Origin of the sequence: Bradyrhizobium sp. AZCC 2262 (assembly GCF_036924535.1) — a bacterium.
Lineage (GTDB): Bacteria > Pseudomonadota > Alphaproteobacteria > Rhizobiales > Xanthobacteraceae > Bradyrhizobium.
This window is the reverse complement of sequence record NZ_JAZHRT010000001.1, coordinates 3,294,278-3,309,834: the sequence shown is the minus strand read 5'-3', so window position 1 is coordinate 3,309,834 and position 15,557 is coordinate 3,294,278. Positions and strand designations below refer to the sequence as shown.

Below are 15,557 nucleotides of genomic sequence, written 5' to 3'. Positions count from 1 at the left end.
TTGACGCCGCATTAAGCGGCGCAAACTAGAATCGCCGGTTCCAGATGCGCGCCTCACCCGAGTTTTAGAGAATGTCCCAGCAAGGTCCGATCCTCGTCGTGTCGACCGCGAGACGGCCGTCCTTTGCCGCCACGCTCGACCTCGCGAGGCTGTTTCCGGTGGTCGAGACCGAGTGGGCGGACGCGGCGCGTGCCGTCGAGCAGGTGCAACCGGCCGCCGTGCTGGCGGCAACCTCCGACACCGATGAAGCCGGACTGGCGGAGCTGGCAGCACGGGTTGCCGCACGCCAACCTTATCTGCCGCTGATCTCGGTCGATCCGCAGGTCCCGCATCCGGACAACGTCATTCCCTTCTTTCAAACCCAAGGCTTGCAAACCCAAGGCGGCTCCTCCGACCGTCTGGTGGCCCGCCTGCGTGCCGCGCTGCGCGTGCGGTCGTTGCATGCGACCGTGATGCGCCGGCTAGAGCCGGCAACGCCGATGGCGCTGTCGCATATCGATCCGGCGCGCGACGCGACCGTGCTGCTGATCGGGCGTGGCGGCGCCTATCCGACGTTGTCGGTCACGCTTGGCGAGCGCACCGGCGTGGTCGGCGCGCTCTCGATTGAGGCGGCGGCGAAGCATCTCAACATCAGAGACATCGACGGCATCGTGCTCGGCGAAGGTTTTAGCCCCCGCGTGATCGACGCCTTCCTCACCGTGCTGACGGAAGATGCCCGTTTCCGCAACCTTCCCGTCGTCGTGACGGCAGGCGATCCGGCGCGGGCCTACGACCTGCCGAACCTCGAGGTGGTCTCCGACGACGTCGTCCAGGTGGTCGCGACGGCACTGCCGCTGATCCGCCAGCATGCCTTCGAAGCGCATCTGAGCCGCACACTGAAGGCCATCGACGCCGACGGCCTGATCGACGCGCGGACCGGCCTGCTCACCCGGGAAGCCTTCGAGCGCGACTTTGCCAGCTCCATCTACCAGACGCAGCAACGCGGCGGCGGATTGTCGGTCGCACGCTTTGCGTTCGATCCCGAACATCCCCGCGCGCAATTCGACGGCGCGCGGATCATCAGCCGCCTGATGCGGCAAATGGATTTCGGCGCCGCCCAGGAAGACGGCTCGGTTGTCGTGGTATTCGCCGAAACCGACCTGAAGACGGCGCACACCATCGCGCGGCGGCTGTCGAGCGTGATGCGCCATACCAGCCACGGCAACCGCGACGAGCGATCGGAGCCGGCCGTCACGGTCGCAACGCTGCTGCCGAACGATTCCGCGAAATCGCTGCGGTCGCGGCTCCAGGAAGAGGCGCATCGCGCCGCGTCGTGAAACCGACTTGGCGCCAACCATTCCGTCATTGCGAGCGTAGCGAAGCAATCCATGGCACGGCATAACGGATAGGTGGATTGCTTCGTCGCTTTCGCTCCTCGCAATGACGGGGATAGGCTGTTGAACGGCTCGTCTACGCCGCCTTCTTGCTCTCCGCGAGATTGGCGAGTTGCCGCAAGATCTCGGTTGTGCCCATCAACCGCTCTTCCGGCGTTTTCCAGGTCTGCAGGAACACCACCTTCATGTCGGGCCGCACCTTCGCGGCCTGGCCGTGCTGGCGGATGAAGAACACCAGCCGATCCGGCTGCGCGAACTTGTTCTCGCGGAACGAGATGACCGCGCCCTTCGGTCCGGCATCAACCTTCTCGACGTTCGCACGCCGGCAATAGGCCTTGATCGCCGCGACCTTGAAGAGATAGCGGACTTCGTCGGGCAGCACGCCGAAGCGGTCGCGCATCTCGGCGGCGAAATTGTCGATCTCCTCGTCGGTCTCGAGATCGGCCAGCCGCCGGTACAGCGACAGCCGCACCGCGAGATCGTTGACGTAGTCCTCGGGAATCAGCACCGGCATGCCGATGGTGATCTGCGGCGACCAGCGGTCGGCGGCGGGCTCCACCACGCCGGCCTTGAGGTTGAGGATCGCCTCCTCCAGCATCGATTGATAGAGTTCGAAGCCGACTTCCTTGATGTGGCCGGACTGCTCCTCGCCGAGCAGATTGCCGGCGCCGCGGATATCGAGGTCGTGCGAGGCGAGCTGGAAGCCGGCGCCCAGCGTTTCCAGCGACTGCAGCACTTTCAGCCGCCGCTCGGCCTGGGCTGTGATCTTCTGCTGCGCCGGCAGCGTGAACAGCGCGTACGCCCGGAGTTTCGAGCGCCCTACCCGGCCGCGCAATTGATAAAGCTGCGCCAGCCCGAACATGTCGGCGCGGTGCACGATCAGCGTATTGGCCGTGGGAATATCGAGACCCGACTCGATGATCGTGGTCGAGAGCAGGATGTCGTATTTGCCGTCGTAGAACGCCGACATGATGTCTTCGATCACGGTCGGCGCCATCTGGCCGTGGGCGACCGCGACCTTCATCTCCGGCACGTTCTTGTCGAGAAAATCCTTGACGCTGGCGAGGTCCTCGATCCGCGGCACGACGTAAAACGCCTGACCGCCGCGATAACGCTCACGCAGCAGCGCCTCGCGGATCATCAGCGGATCATGCGGCGCCACGAAGGTACGCACCGCGAGGCGATCGACCGGGGGCGAGGCGATGATCGAGAGGTCGCGGACGCCGGTCAGCGCGAGCTGCAGGGTGCGCGGGATCGGGGTGGCGCTCAGCGTCAGCACGTGCACCTGCGCGCGCAATTGCTTCAGCCGTTCCTTGTGGCTGACGCCAAAGTGCTGCTCCTCGTCGACGATCAGAAGGCCCAGATCCCTGAACTTGATCGACTTGCCGAGCAGCGCATGGGTGCCGACCACGATATCGACATTGCCATCGGTCAGCCCCTTCTTGACCTGCGTCAGCTCCTTGGCCGGGATCAGGCGCGAGGCCTGGGCGACATTGACCGGAAAACCGCGAAAACGTTCGGCAAAATTCTTGCTGTGCTGCCGCGCGAGCAGCGTGGTCGGCACCACGACGGCGACCTGCTTGCCGTCGAGCGCCACGGCAAACGCCGCGCGCAGCGCCACCTCGGTCTTGCCGAAGCCGACATCGCCGCAGATCAGCCGGTCCATCGGCCGGCCGCTTTCGAGGTCTTTCAGCGTGGAAGTGATGGCCCCTAACTGATCCTCGGTTTCCTCATAGGGGAAGCGCGCGCAGAACTCGTCATAGACATGCGGCTGCACCGGCATTTTTGGCGCTTCGTGCAAATGCCGCTCGGCCGCGATCTTGATCAGTTCGCCGGCGATCTCGCGGATGCGGTTCTTGAGCTTTGCTTTCCGCGCCTGCCAGCCGCCGCCGCCCAGCCTGTCGAGTTCGACATTGGCGTGGTCGGACCCATAGCGCGACAGCAGTTCGATGTTCTCTACGGGGAGAAAACAGTTTTGTTTCGGCGGCATAGTGCAATTCGAGACAGTCGTGCGGCGCGCCGCCGACCTCAATCGTCTGCAATCCGACAAAGCGTCCGATGCCGTGCTCGACGTGAACCACCAGATCGCCAGTCGCGAGGCTCGTGACTTCGGAGATGAAGTTGTCGAGCTTGCGGCTCGATTTGCGCGGCCGCACCAGGCGGTCGCCCAAAATGTCCTGCTCGGTGATGACGGCGAATTCGTCGGTCTCGAAACCGCTCTCCATGCCGACAACCGCCAGCATGGCCTCGTTGCGTGGTGTCGCCTGCACCGTGCGCCAGGCGTTGACGCTGGTGAGATTGGCGAGCTTGTGATCCCGCAGCATGCTGCCCATGCGGTCACGGGAGCCTTCGCTCCACAGCGTGATCACCACCTTCTTGCGTTGCGCCTGCAACGCCAGTACGTGCGCCACCACGGCTTCGAACACGTTGACCGAACCATCGGCACGCTCGGGCGTGAAGTTACGGCCCTGCCGCGCGCCAGCGTCGAACACATCGGCGCTGCCCTCAGGCACCGCAAATGGCGTCAGCCGCGCTACCGCCGCCTCACCGAGGCGGGTGGTCCACTCGGCTTCCGTCAGGTAGAGCCGGTCCGGCGGCAACGGCTTGTAGATTGCGCCGGAGCCTGGATGTTCGAGCGCCTCGCGCCTTGCTTCGTAATAATCCTGGATCTGCTTGAAGCGTTCGCGGGCGGCATCCTCGCTCTGCGGCTCGATCGCGACCGGCGCGCCGTCGAGATAGTCGAACAGCGTGTCCATCCGCTCCTGGAACAGCGGCAGCCAATGCTCCATGCCGGGATGGCGGCGGCCCTCGCTGACCGCTTCATAGAGCAGATCATCGCGCTGCGGCGCGCCGAAGGTTGCGACATAGCCCATGCGAAAGCGGCGGATGGTTTCGGTGACGAGCTGGAATTCCGAGACCGGAACCAGATCGAGCGCGCGCATGTCGAGCAGCGTGCGCTGGGTTTCCGCGTCGAACGTACGGATCGATTCGAGAGAGTCGCCGAAGAAGTCGAACCGCACGGGCTGGTCGAGACCGGCCGGAAACAGATCGAGGATACCGCCGCGCACGGCGTATTCGCCGGGCTCGCGTACGGTCGAGGAGCGGTTGTAGCCATTGTGCTCCAGCCAGGCCACGATCGAGTCCATCGGCACGACGTGGCCGGGCGCCACCGACAGCGCCTGCGCCGCAACCACCTCGCGGGCCGGCACGCGCTGCACGATGGCGTTGACGGTGGTGAGCACGATCAGCGGTTTGTCGCTGCCCTGCAAGCGCGACAGCCGCGCCAGCGTTGTCAGTCGCTGCGCCAAGATGCCGCCATGCGGTGACACCCGGTCATAGGGCTGGCAGTCCCAGGCCGGAAACTGCATCACGGGCAAATCGGGGGCGAAGAACTCCAGCGCCCGCGCGAGCTGCTGCATGCGCGGGCCATCGCGACAGACGACCGCAAGGCTCACCGCCGGCGGTTTTGGTCGTGCCGCCACCGCGCGGGCGAGGTCGGAGATGACGAGCCCCTCGGCGCCTTCGGCAACGTTGGCAAAGGTCAGCGCGCGGCCGGGGGCCAGCAGCGTGGCAGGCGATTTGACAGGCGACTTCATGCGTCGTGATCCACCGCGCGAAACGTCTTGATGCGGTCGAACAGCGCGGTCGCATATTCCGGATCGAGCGGCGTGTCGCCGATCAGCGCGGCATAGAGATCCGGATCGGGCACCTCGATCAGGCGTTCGAGCTCGGCCAGTTCGTCATCGTGCATGCCCGATATCTCGGCGTCCGCAAAGCGGCCGAGGATAAGGTCCATCTCACGGGTGCCGCGATGCCAGCAGCGGAACAGAAGCCGCTTGCGACGGTCGTCGAGGCCGCCGCTTGATCGTGTCGTACCCGTCATTGTCGCCAATCCCATCCGAACGCCAAAAGCCCGGACGTGCCGGGCCGGGTTGATATAGCGGTCGGGACGGCCAATGTCAGCCCTTTGTGTTCGCGATTATCAACTGTCTCGTCAACGCCGGGCTTGACCCGGCAATCCATCCTCTTTTGAAGATGGATGCGCGGGTCAAGCCCGCGCCTGACCACTATGTGCGACGGAAGGCTGATGCGCCCCACCCTGCTCAATCCGCTGTTTGCGCCGGTCACGACCCTTCCGGGCGTCGGGCCGAAGCAGGACAAGCTGCTGCGCTATCTGCTGTCGCGCGATGAGACGCCGCGGCTGGTCGATCTGCTGCTGCATTTGCCGGCCAGCGTGATCGACCGCCGGGCGCGGCCGAAGATTCGCGAAGCCGTACAGGGAACCATCGTGACGCTGGAGGTCACCGTGGACCGCCACCGGCCGCCGCCGCCGCGAAATTCCCGGGCGCCTTACCTTGTCTATGCCAGCGACGATACCGGCGACGTGGTGCTGACGTTCTTCCGCGCCAAGCCCGGTTATGTCGAGAAGCTGCTGCCGGTTGGCGAGAAGCGCTACGTTTCCGGCACGCTGCAGATGTATGACGGCGTCCCGCAGATCGTGCATCCCGACCGCGTCATCGACGAGGCCGGATTTGCAAAACTCAGCGGCATCGACCCGGTCTATCCCCTCACGGAAGGTCTCGCTTTGGGTTCGCTGCGCCGCGCGATCGCGCAGGCGCTGCAAAAATCGCCTGAGTTGCCCGAGTGGATCAGCCCGGAAGTCATTCGCCGCTGCAGCTTTCCGCCGATCAGCCAGGCGCTGAACCGCGTGCATGTGCCGCTCGAACTCACCGACATCCTGCCTGATCGCCCGTTCTGGTCGCGTCTCGCGTTTGACGAACTTTTGGCCGGTCAACTGGCGCTGGCGCTGGTGCGCGCGCAGCTGCGGCGTCCGGCTGGCGACCGCAACGCCGGCGACGGCCATTTGCGCCACAAGATCATCGACGCCCTGCCCTACGCCCTGACGTCCTCGCAGCGCGAGGCGGTCGCCGCCATCGCCGAGGATCTGCGCCAGCCAGTGCGGATGTTGCGGCTGCTGCAAGGCGATGTCGGCTCCGGCAAGACAGTGGTGGCGCTGCTTGCCGCCGCGGCCGTCACAGAGGCCGGCAAGCAAGCCGCGCTGATGGCGCCGACCGAAATCCTCGCGCGCCAGCACATCAAGACCATCACGCCGCTGGCCGAACACGCCGGCTTGCGCGTGGCGATCCTGACCGGCCGCGAGAAGGGCAAGGAGCGACGCGAAATTCTGGCGCGGCTGGAAGCGGGCGAGATCGATTTTCTGGTCGGCACCCATGCGCTGATCCAGGACGACGTGATCTTCAAGGCGCTCGCGCTGGCCGTGGTCGACGAGCAGCATCGCTTCGGCGTGCGCGAACGGCTCGCGCTGACCAACAAGGGCGAAGCCGTCGACGTGCTGGTGCTGAGCGCGACGCCGATCCCGCGCACGCTGGTGCTCACCTACTTTGGCGACATGGACGTCTCCGAGCTGCGCGAGAAGCCGGCCGGCCGCCAGCCGATCGAAACCCGCACCATATCGATGAGCCGCCTCGACGAGGTGACGGACGGCGTCGGCCGCGCGCTGCAGGCCGGCAAGCTGGTGTACTGGATCTGCCCGCTGGTGGAGGAATCCGAAGCCGAAGGTACCGAGCACCTCACCAACGCGACGGAACGGTTTGAAAAGCTGAGGCAACGCTTCGGCGACAAGGTTGGTCTCGTCCACGGGCAGATGAAGGGCACGGAGAAGGACCGCGTGATGGCGCAATTCGCCGCCCACGAGATCGGTCTTCTGGTGGCGACTACGGTGGTCGAGGTCGGCGTCGACGTTCCCGCCGCGACCATCATGGTGATCGAGAACGCCGAGCGCTTCGGACTCGCGCAACTGCACCAGTTGCGCGGCCGGATCGGGCGCGGCTCGGAGGCGTCGACCTGCCTGCTGCTCTACAGGGAGCCGCTCGGCGAAATGTCGAAGGCGCGGCTGAAGGTGATCCGCGAGACCACCGACGGCTTTCGGATCGCCGAGGAGGACCTGAAGCTGCGCGGCGAAGGCGACGTGCTCGGCATCCGCCAGAGCGGACTGCCCGGTTACCGGATCGCGCGTTCAGACGTGCATGCGCAACTGATCACGCAGGCGCGTGACGAGGCGCTGCGGATCATGAAGGACAATCCGAAGCTGAAAGGCGAGCGCGGCGAAGCGCTGCGCTGCCTGTTGTATCTCTATGAACGGGATGAAGCCGTACCGCTGATCGGGGCGGGATAGCCTCACTCCACCTTCACCTTTGCCGGAACCGGCTGCAGCGCGGCGGCCGAATTGGCCACACGCGCCGCGTTCGCCATGCCGGCCAGCGCAGCGGCGTTGCGTTTCTGCGGATCGGAGCCGGGCTGCACCACGCCGGCCGACATGATCAGGGTCGCGGCGTCCTCGGTGGTCATGTCGACCTCGATGATCTTGCTCTTCGGCACGTAGAAGAAGAAGCCCGTGGTCGGGTTCGGCGCGCAGGGCAGGAATACCGAGATATGCTCTTCCTCGCCGGGAAGCTGGCTCGCAATGTTGGCACTCGGCGATTGCGAGATCAGGACGATCGACCACATGCCAGGCGAGGGAAACTCGACCAGGCCGACCCGGCGGAAGCTCGACCCCTTGCCCGAGAACAGCGTCTCGAACACCTGCTTGAGGCCGCGATAGATCGCGCGCACCACCGGCATGCGGCCGAGCAGCCGTTCGCCGAGATCAACCAGCGTCCGCCCGATCAGGTTGGCGGTGAGGAAACCGAGCAGCGTCAGCGCAATCACGGCGACGATCAGCCCCGAACCGGGCAACCCGAACGGCAGGTAGGTTTCCGGCCGGTAGACCGTCGGCACGAAGGGGCGGACGATGCTGTCCACCCAGTTCACGAACCACCAGGTCAAATAAAGCGTGATCGCGACCGGCCCTGCGACAATCAGTCCGGTCAGAAAATAGTTCCGGAAACGGGCCATTAGCCCGGCGTGGTGCGCCTCCGGCAGGGGTTCCTCCGGGGACGCGGTCGGGGGCAGTTCTTCGCGGTTCATCGTGGTTCCAGGTCGGAGCAGCCGGCTTGACCCCAGCTAAGCCATCCTAGCAGGTTTTTGAAGACCCGGAGTGACAGCCGTTTGACTTGACTAGAGCCTTTTCCGTTTCGATTGGATCGAAACGGGGCTCTAGATTCCTTATCTTGACGCGTTTTCTTAACGCGAACCGGGTCCACTTCGCTGGAAAACGCTTTATTCGACCGTTACCGATTTGGCGAGATTTCGCGGCTGATCCACATCGGTCCCCATCACCACGGCGGTATGATAGGCCAGCAGTTGCACGGGTACGGCATAGACCATCGGGGTGAACGCCGCCGCCATGTCGGGCAGCACGATGGTGACCAGGGATTCGATGGTGGCTTCCGCCGCCCCCTTGGCGTCGGTCATCAGAATGATGTTGCCGCCGCGGGCCGCGACCTCCTGCATGTTGGAGACGGTCTTCTCGAACACCCGGTCGAACGGCGCGATCACCACGACCGGCATGTTTTCGTCGATCAGCGCGATCGGCCCGTGCTTGAGTTCGCCGGCGGCATAGCCCTCGGCGTGAATGTAGGAAATTTCCTTCAGCTTCAGCGCGCCTTCCAGCGCCAGCGGATAGCTGGTGCCGCGGCCGAGATAGAGCACGTCCTTTGATTTCGAGATGTCGCGGGCGAGCTTCTCGATCTGCGGTTCGATGGTCAGGGCCGCGGCCATCAGGCGCGGAATCTCGACGAGGCCATGGATGAGTTTTGTCTCGTCCTCGTCAGACAATTCGCCACGCGCCTTGCCGGCGGCGACCGCGAGCGAGGCCAGCACCATCAACTGGCAGGTGAACGCCTTGGTCGAGGCGACGCCGATTTCGGGGCCGGCCAGGGTCTGCAGCACGGTTTCGCTTTCGCGCGCAATCGTCGAGGTCGGCACGTTGACGACTGACAGGGTGTGGACGCCCGCGGCCTTGGCGTAGCGTAGCGCGGCCAGCGTGTCGGCGGTCTCGCCGGACTGCGAAATGAAGATCGCGAGATCGCCCTTGCGCAAGGGCGCCTCGCGGTAGCGGAATTCCGAGGCGACATCGACTTCGACCGGCACGCGCGCGAACCGCTCGAACCAGTATTTGGCGACGTAGCCGGCATAGCTCGCCGTGCCGCAGGCCGTGATCGAAACGCGCTGGATATCCTTGAAGTCGAAGGGCAGCGTGACCGGCAGCATGACGCGTTCGCTCGCCATGTCGATGTAGCGCGCCAGCGTGTGGCCGACCACTTCCGGTTGCTCGTGGATTTCCTTGGCCATGAAGTGGCGGTAGTTGGCCTTGTCGACCAGCGAGGTCGAGGCTGAGTGCTTGACCGCCTCGCGGTGCACGATCGCGTTGCTCTTGTCGTAGATGACGGCGCCCTTGCGCGTCAGCACCACCCAGTCGCCGTCTTCGAGATAGCTGATCGTATCGGTAAACGGCCCGAGCGCGATCGCGTCCGACCCCAGATACATTTCACCGTCGCCATGACCGATCGCCAGCGGCGGACCGTTGCGGGCGCCGATCATCAGGTCGTCGTCGCCGGAGAAGATGAACCCGAGCGCGAACGCGCCACGCAGTTCCGACAGCGCCGCCCTCACCGCCTCGACCGGCTTGATGCCCTTCTGCAGCAGGTCGTCGACCAGGTGCAGAACGATCTCGGTATCGGTCTCGGTTTTGAACACCGCTCCCTTTTTCTCGAGCGCTTCGCGCAGCTCGCGAAAGTTCTCGATGATGCCGTTGTGAACCACGGCGACGCGATCGGTCGCATGCGGATGCGCGTTGTTCTCGGTCGGCTTGCCGTGGGTGGCCCAGCGGGTGTGGCCGATCCCGGTGTGCCCCGCGAGCGGTTCGGCCTCCAGCCGCTTTTCGAGGTTCTTCAGCTTGCCCTCGGCGCGGCGACGCGCGAGGCGACCGCCTTCCAGCGTGGCGACGCCTGCGGAATCATAGCCGCGATATTCAAGCCGTTTGAGTGAATCCACCAATTGCTCCGCGACCGGAGCGCGTCCCAAAATGCCGACAATGCCGCACATGCGGTTCAATATCCCCAAATCGACGAATAGCGTCGCAACCCGCGCCACTCTTAACGAAATAAGCAGTCCTACAGATACTCAATAATTATTGCGGATTGAGACAGTTTTAAGCGGAAAGCTTAACGGACCGGCTAACCCGGGATTAACCTGCCACATCCGCGAGGCGCGTGGAATACGCGTCCGCAATCTCGCGGCATGAACTGCCCGAGGCTTGGCATTGGTTCCCCCTGAAAAGAGGGAGCAGGGAATGCCGGATGCACGCTGCACCCGCGGTCTCGCGTGCAATGGGTAGAAGGAAACGCACACGAGCATACAGGTTCAGCGGAGGCACTCCGGCATTCCCTGCGCAATGGCTTTACGGCTTACTTCGCGCTCTCCCCGGCGACGAATTCCTTTTGTCACCGTCACCAGCGGATTGAGATTTGTCTAAGCCCGGTCGGGCCGACGCGTCTCCGCTGGCTTGACATCAGCCACGGATGCCAGGACCACACGACTTCGCCGTACGCAGCGCCCTCGCCGCCACTCCGGTCGGCGAGATGCCGACTGAGGTTAAAGGCGAAGGCCTTGAAACGCCGGTCGTCTGCGCAAACGTAGGATCACTCACGGGAGAACCCGCCCCGCGACCACGATCGCGCCCGACGCCGCTGCGTCCACCGCATCCAACCCCGCGTCCGTGACGATCGCGATACGCCCCTCTCGTCGGGGTGGATGGGCGGAGTGATAGCGGTGATTTGGCCTGTGGGGAAAGCGGAATATTTTTGGGGAGGAGACTGGACTGGTAGCATCAGGTTGATCTGGTTCAACAATTTTTCGCTGAACGCGCGGGGCAAATTAGCGGACGCCTCGTCCGCTTGCGACATCACAACGGACATCAGGACTTGCGGCAAGCGGCTCGAAGCCAGCCTCTATCAATTCACTCAGTTGGCCTGATACGATGCCCCACTGGGGTTAACAGTCCACGGGCGCTGACCGAAGGCGCCATCCTGCAGGAGGCCCCTGGAATGAAGAAAACATTTGCTGCCTTCGTCGCGGTGGCCACGATCGCTGGTTCGCTCGCCGCGACGCCCGTAAGCGCACAGCGTGGCGTCGCTGCGTGCGTCGCGGCTCCGGGCCGCTATTGTGCGCCCGCCCCTTACGGAGCAAGTCCCGGGCCATACGACGATTTTGGCAGTTGCGAATGGGTGAACCAGCGTTTCTGGGACGGCCATGCCTGGCGGGTCCGCCGGGTGCGAGTCTGCGGCTGATCCGCGATTGCGGCGAGATTAACGGCTGTTCACAGCGGTTTGGTATCAAGAGGAGTAATCCAAATGCGCAGGTCCATTGGAGCCGCAGCGTTTGTAGCCATAGTGTTCACCGCGCTATCGGCATCTGCTCAACCCAACGATCCCTACGATTATCCCTACTGCCTGCAAGGCAAAGATTACGGCCTCCCGGGCTTATGTCAGTTTGCAAGCTACCAGCAGTGCCAGGCTTCGGCCCACGGAACATTTTCGTATTGTGGTGTGAATCCTCGATTCGCTCACGGATGGCAGCAGCGCAGCTGGCGACCTTACCAAGTGCGATGATCGACCCTTACGCCGCAAGTGGTGAAGGTCAACTGAATTGACACAAGAACCATCGGTGCTGAAACGGATCAGCAAGTAGCCCGCATGAGCGCAGCGATATGCGGGGATGAACCACAACCCCGGATGTCGCTGCGCTCATCCGGGCTACGCTTGCTGTTTGGTGTTGTTAGACCTTGCTAACCCACGTCACCGATCACCAGTCGTGGTGATGGAATGTACTCGACATCAATGCTGATGCCGTCTCCGCTTAGGGGGTTCGCCGTGTAGACCGCGGACACGGACAGCTCCAATGGGCTCGCGATTGACAGAATGGCGATGGTGAGCGGGGTCTCTCCGCGCGGGGCCGGCAGCATCTCCGCGATGCGGCAACAATCGTCCATCGTCGCCGCCAGCGGCGGAAGTATGATGGAATTACGGTGACAGTGCACTTAATCGCTGCAGACGAAGTGCAATTGAGTGCACTGTCACCGTAATTCGGTGCAGAGACGCATCAGCGGGGCTCGGACTTTGGCGGCGGTGATGCTCATCGGGTTTTTATTGCCGCGCAGAACTGTTCGGTGACCGCTGTCGTTTCCTCGGTGACGTTCCAGCCGTTCGTCTCGGCGTTTTCCCTGGCCACCTTTTGTTCGTTCTGAAGCATCTTTTTGATGAGCGCGTACGGTTTCCAGTCGGCCTTGGACAGCTTGACGGGGGGCGCACCGCAGACGTTGTGGGCAATCGCTTTCTGCACACTTTTGCTGACGTCGCTCATGTGGTCCTCGACCACGGCGGTAAAGCGCGCCTTGGCGTATTGGCTGTTGGCTGCGATGAAGTCCCTGCAAAAGGCGACCCGTTGACCTCCATCGCGGGCCTTGATGTAGGCCGTCTGCGTTTCGTAGTGCACGCGGTAGGCGAGTTTGTTGGCGTTCGGGTCGGACTTCGCCGCTTCGAACATGGCGCGATGGTCACCCGAGGCGGCGTCACTGATCCTGAGGTCACATACTTTGGCGAGGGAGACGACCGGAACGTAAGCCCGCACCTTGGCTTCCAAGGCGTCGTTGGCGTACGCAACTGGCGCGAACAGGCTGGTGGCGATTGCGAAAGGAGCGAGACAGCGCTTCATTGGTGATACACTCCAGATCACCGGACCGGAAGCGGTGGCGGGGTTAGGGTCGCGGTGGTCCACCACACGCACCAGCGCGGCGACCCAGCCGCGAAGCGTCCAGCCCGAAAAACGGGTTGAGCAACTTACTGCGCGAATTCATTGGGCGGCAGTAGAGCGGCAGCATTGATCTAGATCATGTCCTTCCGCATCCGGGACCCGGTCGTCGGTCGTGCCCATCAATACCGCGCCGCCACTCGCCATCCCGCCCCCCGGAGCCGGGGTCTGGCAGGCAACCCATTTACCCTGCGAGCACCAGATCGCTCGCCTTCTCGGCCAGCGCAATTGTGGCGGTGTTGGTCATTGCCTGCGGGATTCCGGGGAAGACTGACGCGTCGATGACGCGCAAGCCCGAGACGCCTTTTACACGCAAGGCATTGTCGACGACGGCGCCCATGCGGCAGGTGCCGACAGGTTGTTATTCTGCAACATAGAATAGCACCGCTATCAGGAGCGCAATAGGCAGCGCCGCTCCGATTACCACCGCGAATACATTGAATGCCGCGTCTCTACTCATCATCGCAGAATGCGCGCAGCCCGATTTTGTTTCTGCGCGCGTTGTCGCACGTTGCGTTTTTTGTGCCGCGGCGGCTGCAGACGGGGCGCGGCGCAGCAAGTAGCCCGCACGAGTGCAGGGATAAACCACAACCCCGGACGCCGCTGCGCTCGTCCGGGCTACGCTTGCTGAATTACCGGATATTCGATCGTCTCAATGCCTTGACAATCGTGCGATCGACGAACTCGATGAGTGCCTTCACAGCGTCATCGTCGGATACTCGTTCTTTTTGCACGATCACCACCGGTTGCTGATGTCGATCCTGAAATAAGCCGTCTGTGGACAATCCTCCGGCAACCACGACATTCCTGTCTTGCCCATCCACCTTCGTGGTTTGCCTCTTGACGGAGAGCATCAGCATTAGCTGACGATCATAGCCTGGCTGGTCCGCCTTGATGATGCAGTTTGGCAATGCTCGAACGATCCTGCCCGGCGATACGACTTGGACCTTGTTCTGTATGGCGCTACCGACCTGCGCGGCAAGCTCATTTGTTTCATCGATTACCACCGCGCAAAACCGATCAAAGCAGAGGGTTGCTGTCGGTATCGCACTTAGGACGATACCACAATTAGGGCTTTCCGACTCGTGCTTGAAGAAGCCGTCATCGCGCAGGTGATGGTGGCGGCGCCGAGGCTAGAATTCACGCCGACACGGGCGTCGCCGACATGAGCAAAGCGGACATTGAATGGCAGGCGGCGCCTGCAGACTCGGTCGAAAATGTCTCATGGTCGACATCGCTGCATTGAGATATGCATTTAGCGCAGGAACAAACGTCCTTTGGCGAGCATTCGATGAGTCAGCAAGGACAGTGGCAGGTCGCCGGTAGTGCGCCCGAGATATACGAACGGGAGCTGGTTCCGGCTGTTTTTGGACCATGGGCCCCCATACTGGTAGAACTTGCTCATCCCAAACCGGGCGAACGCGTCATCGACATCGCTTGCGGCACTGGAATAGCGGCGCGCATCGCAGCACCGCGGGTGGGACCAAGCGGTGCGGTCGCCGGTGTCGATCTTAATCCTGGCATGTTGAACGTTGCGCGATCTCTCAAGACCGCAGATGACGCTGCTTCGGTAGAATGGCGGGAAGCCAGTGCCGACAAGCTGCCGTTTCCTGATGGCTCGTTCGACGTCGCTTATTGCCGGCTTGGACTCCAGTTCTTCGCTGACCGGCCGGCTGCTTTGCGCGAAATGCGCAGGGTTCTGTCTACAAAGGGCCGGCTCGCGGTGATGGTATGGTGCGGCATTCACGACAGCCCGGGATTTGAAGTATTTGCGGAGATCCTGGAACGAAACGTTGGTCCAGCAGCCGCCAGCATCATGCGCGCGCCATTTGGATTGTCCGATGCCAACGAGCTGAGCCGACTGGTTGCAGCCGCAGGCTTTCTGAATATCGTCGTCCAGCGAACGGTCGGTGCCGTCGAATTTCCTTCCATTGAACGATTTGTATTGAGCTACGTTGCGCGTTCGCCACTTGCTGGTCATGTCTCGCAAGCCGGCGATGTTGCGCGCGAAAACCTGATAGCCGATACCAAGCTGGCCTTGGATAAATACGTCGGCAGCCGCGGGTTAGCGTTCCCGATAGCTGCTCACCTGCTCACGGCAACGGCCTAGGCTGAGACATCGGCTTTTGGCCGATATTGTTGCAAAAGTCGTTTTGGGAGGACGAACGAAGTTAGAGCCGCTGATGCGCTTGATGAGCGGCAACGTGAGGGACCATATCGTTTCACCTGGAATCGACTAGGGACCTCCGTAGTGGCGTTGAAAAGCGACACAGCGGCGGAGAAGCCAAAAGATCAACTTTCGCGAGATTTTCCGGGTCGTTCGATTTTCGACTTTTACAACAATATCGGCACTTTTCGGACCTACCGAAGCAGCGGCGGCGCGGTTTCGCTAAATGTTTAGCATTCTGGGACCCG

10 protein-coding genes and 2 pseudogenes are annotated in these 15,557 nt (G+C 62.9%); 5 read left to right on the top strand and 7 right to left on the bottom strand.

The features are described from left to right. The first annotated feature begins 71 nt into the window (after positions 1-71). Complete coding sequence (locus tag V1283_RS15645; protein WP_334387358.1) at positions 72-1,316, top strand: GGDEF domain-containing protein; 1,245 nt, start codon at positions 72-74, stop codon at positions 1,314-1,316. A 133-nt stretch (positions 1,317-1,449) separates the two neighbouring features. Here the strand turns inward: V1283_RS15645 and mfd are convergent. Both mfd and V1283_RS15635 read right to left on the bottom strand, forming a co-directional pair. Further along, a pseudogene (gene mfd / locus V1283_RS15640) lies at positions 1,450-4,969 on the bottom strand (transcription-repair coupling factor). Further along, the gene (locus V1283_RS15635) at positions 4,966-5,256 is read right to left on the bottom strand and encodes an FAD assembly factor SdhE (protein ID WP_334387357.1); all 291 of its coding nucleotides are present in this window, start codon (positions 5,254-5,256) and stop codon (positions 4,966-4,968) included. Before V1283_RS15635 ends, mfd begins: the two are co-directional and overlap by 4 nt. 204 nt (positions 5,257-5,460) lie before the next feature. On the opposite strand from V1283_RS15635, the gene recG reads away from it, so the two are divergent. Then, positions 5,461-7,569, top strand: a complete 2,109-nt coding sequence (gene recG / locus V1283_RS15630; protein WP_334387356.1) for an ATP-dependent DNA helicase RecG — start codon at positions 5,461-5,463, stop codon at positions 7,567-7,569. Positions 7,570-7,571: 2 nt separating this feature from the next. On the opposite strand, the gene V1283_RS15625 is transcribed toward recG, so the two are convergent. Beyond that, positions 7,572-8,360 carry a DUF502 domain-containing protein gene (locus V1283_RS15625; RefSeq protein ID WP_334387355.1) on the bottom strand — a complete coding sequence of 263 codons (789 nt, stop codon included), beginning with the start codon at positions 8,358-8,360 and terminating at the stop codon, positions 7,572-7,574. A gap of 192 nt (positions 8,361-8,552) precedes the next feature. Next, the gene (gene glmS / locus V1283_RS15620) at positions 8,553-10,379 is read right to left on the bottom strand and encodes a glutamine--fructose-6-phosphate transaminase (isomerizing) (RefSeq protein ID WP_334387354.1); all 1,827 of its coding nucleotides are present in this window, start codon (positions 10,377-10,379) and stop codon (positions 8,553-8,555) included. A gap of 1,001 nt (positions 10,380-11,380) precedes the next feature. Here glmS and V1283_RS15615 point away from each other — a divergent pair. Both V1283_RS15615 and V1283_RS15610 read left to right on the top strand, forming a co-directional pair. Beyond that, positions 11,381-11,623, top strand: coding sequence for a hypothetical protein (locus V1283_RS15615; protein ID WP_334387353.1), 243 nt, complete (start codon positions 11,381-11,383; stop codon positions 11,621-11,623). A 63-nt stretch (positions 11,624-11,686) separates the two neighbouring features. Beyond that, complete coding sequence (locus tag V1283_RS15610; protein ID WP_334387352.1) at positions 11,687-11,944, top strand: DUF3551 domain-containing protein; 258 nt, start codon at positions 11,687-11,689, stop codon at positions 11,942-11,944. 523 nt (positions 11,945-12,467) lie between these two features. Here V1283_RS15610 and V1283_RS15605 read toward each other — a convergent pair. From V1283_RS15605 to V1283_RS15595, 3 genes and pseudogenes are all read right to left on the bottom strand, one after another. After that, positions 12,468-13,046, bottom strand: coding sequence for a hypothetical protein (locus V1283_RS15605; RefSeq protein ID WP_334387351.1), 579 nt, complete (start codon positions 13,044-13,046; stop codon positions 12,468-12,470). 280 nt (positions 13,047-13,326) lie between these two features. Beyond that, positions 13,327-13,488 (bottom strand): annotated as a pseudogene (locus V1283_RS15600) (GMC oxidoreductase); the annotation flags it as partial. A 286-nt stretch (positions 13,489-13,774) separates the two neighbouring features. Continuing rightward, positions 13,775-14,149, bottom strand: coding sequence for a hypothetical protein (locus tag V1283_RS15595; protein WP_334387350.1), 375 nt, complete (start codon positions 14,147-14,149; stop codon positions 13,775-13,777). Between the two features lie 284 nt (positions 14,150-14,433). Between V1283_RS15595 and V1283_RS15590 the strand changes: the two genes are divergently transcribed. Then, positions 14,434-15,252 carry a class I SAM-dependent methyltransferase gene (locus V1283_RS15590; RefSeq protein WP_334387349.1) on the top strand — a complete coding sequence of 273 codons (819 nt, stop codon included), beginning with the start codon at positions 14,434-14,436 and terminating at the stop codon, positions 15,250-15,252. The last annotated feature ends 305 nt before the right edge of the window (positions 15,253-15,557 follow it).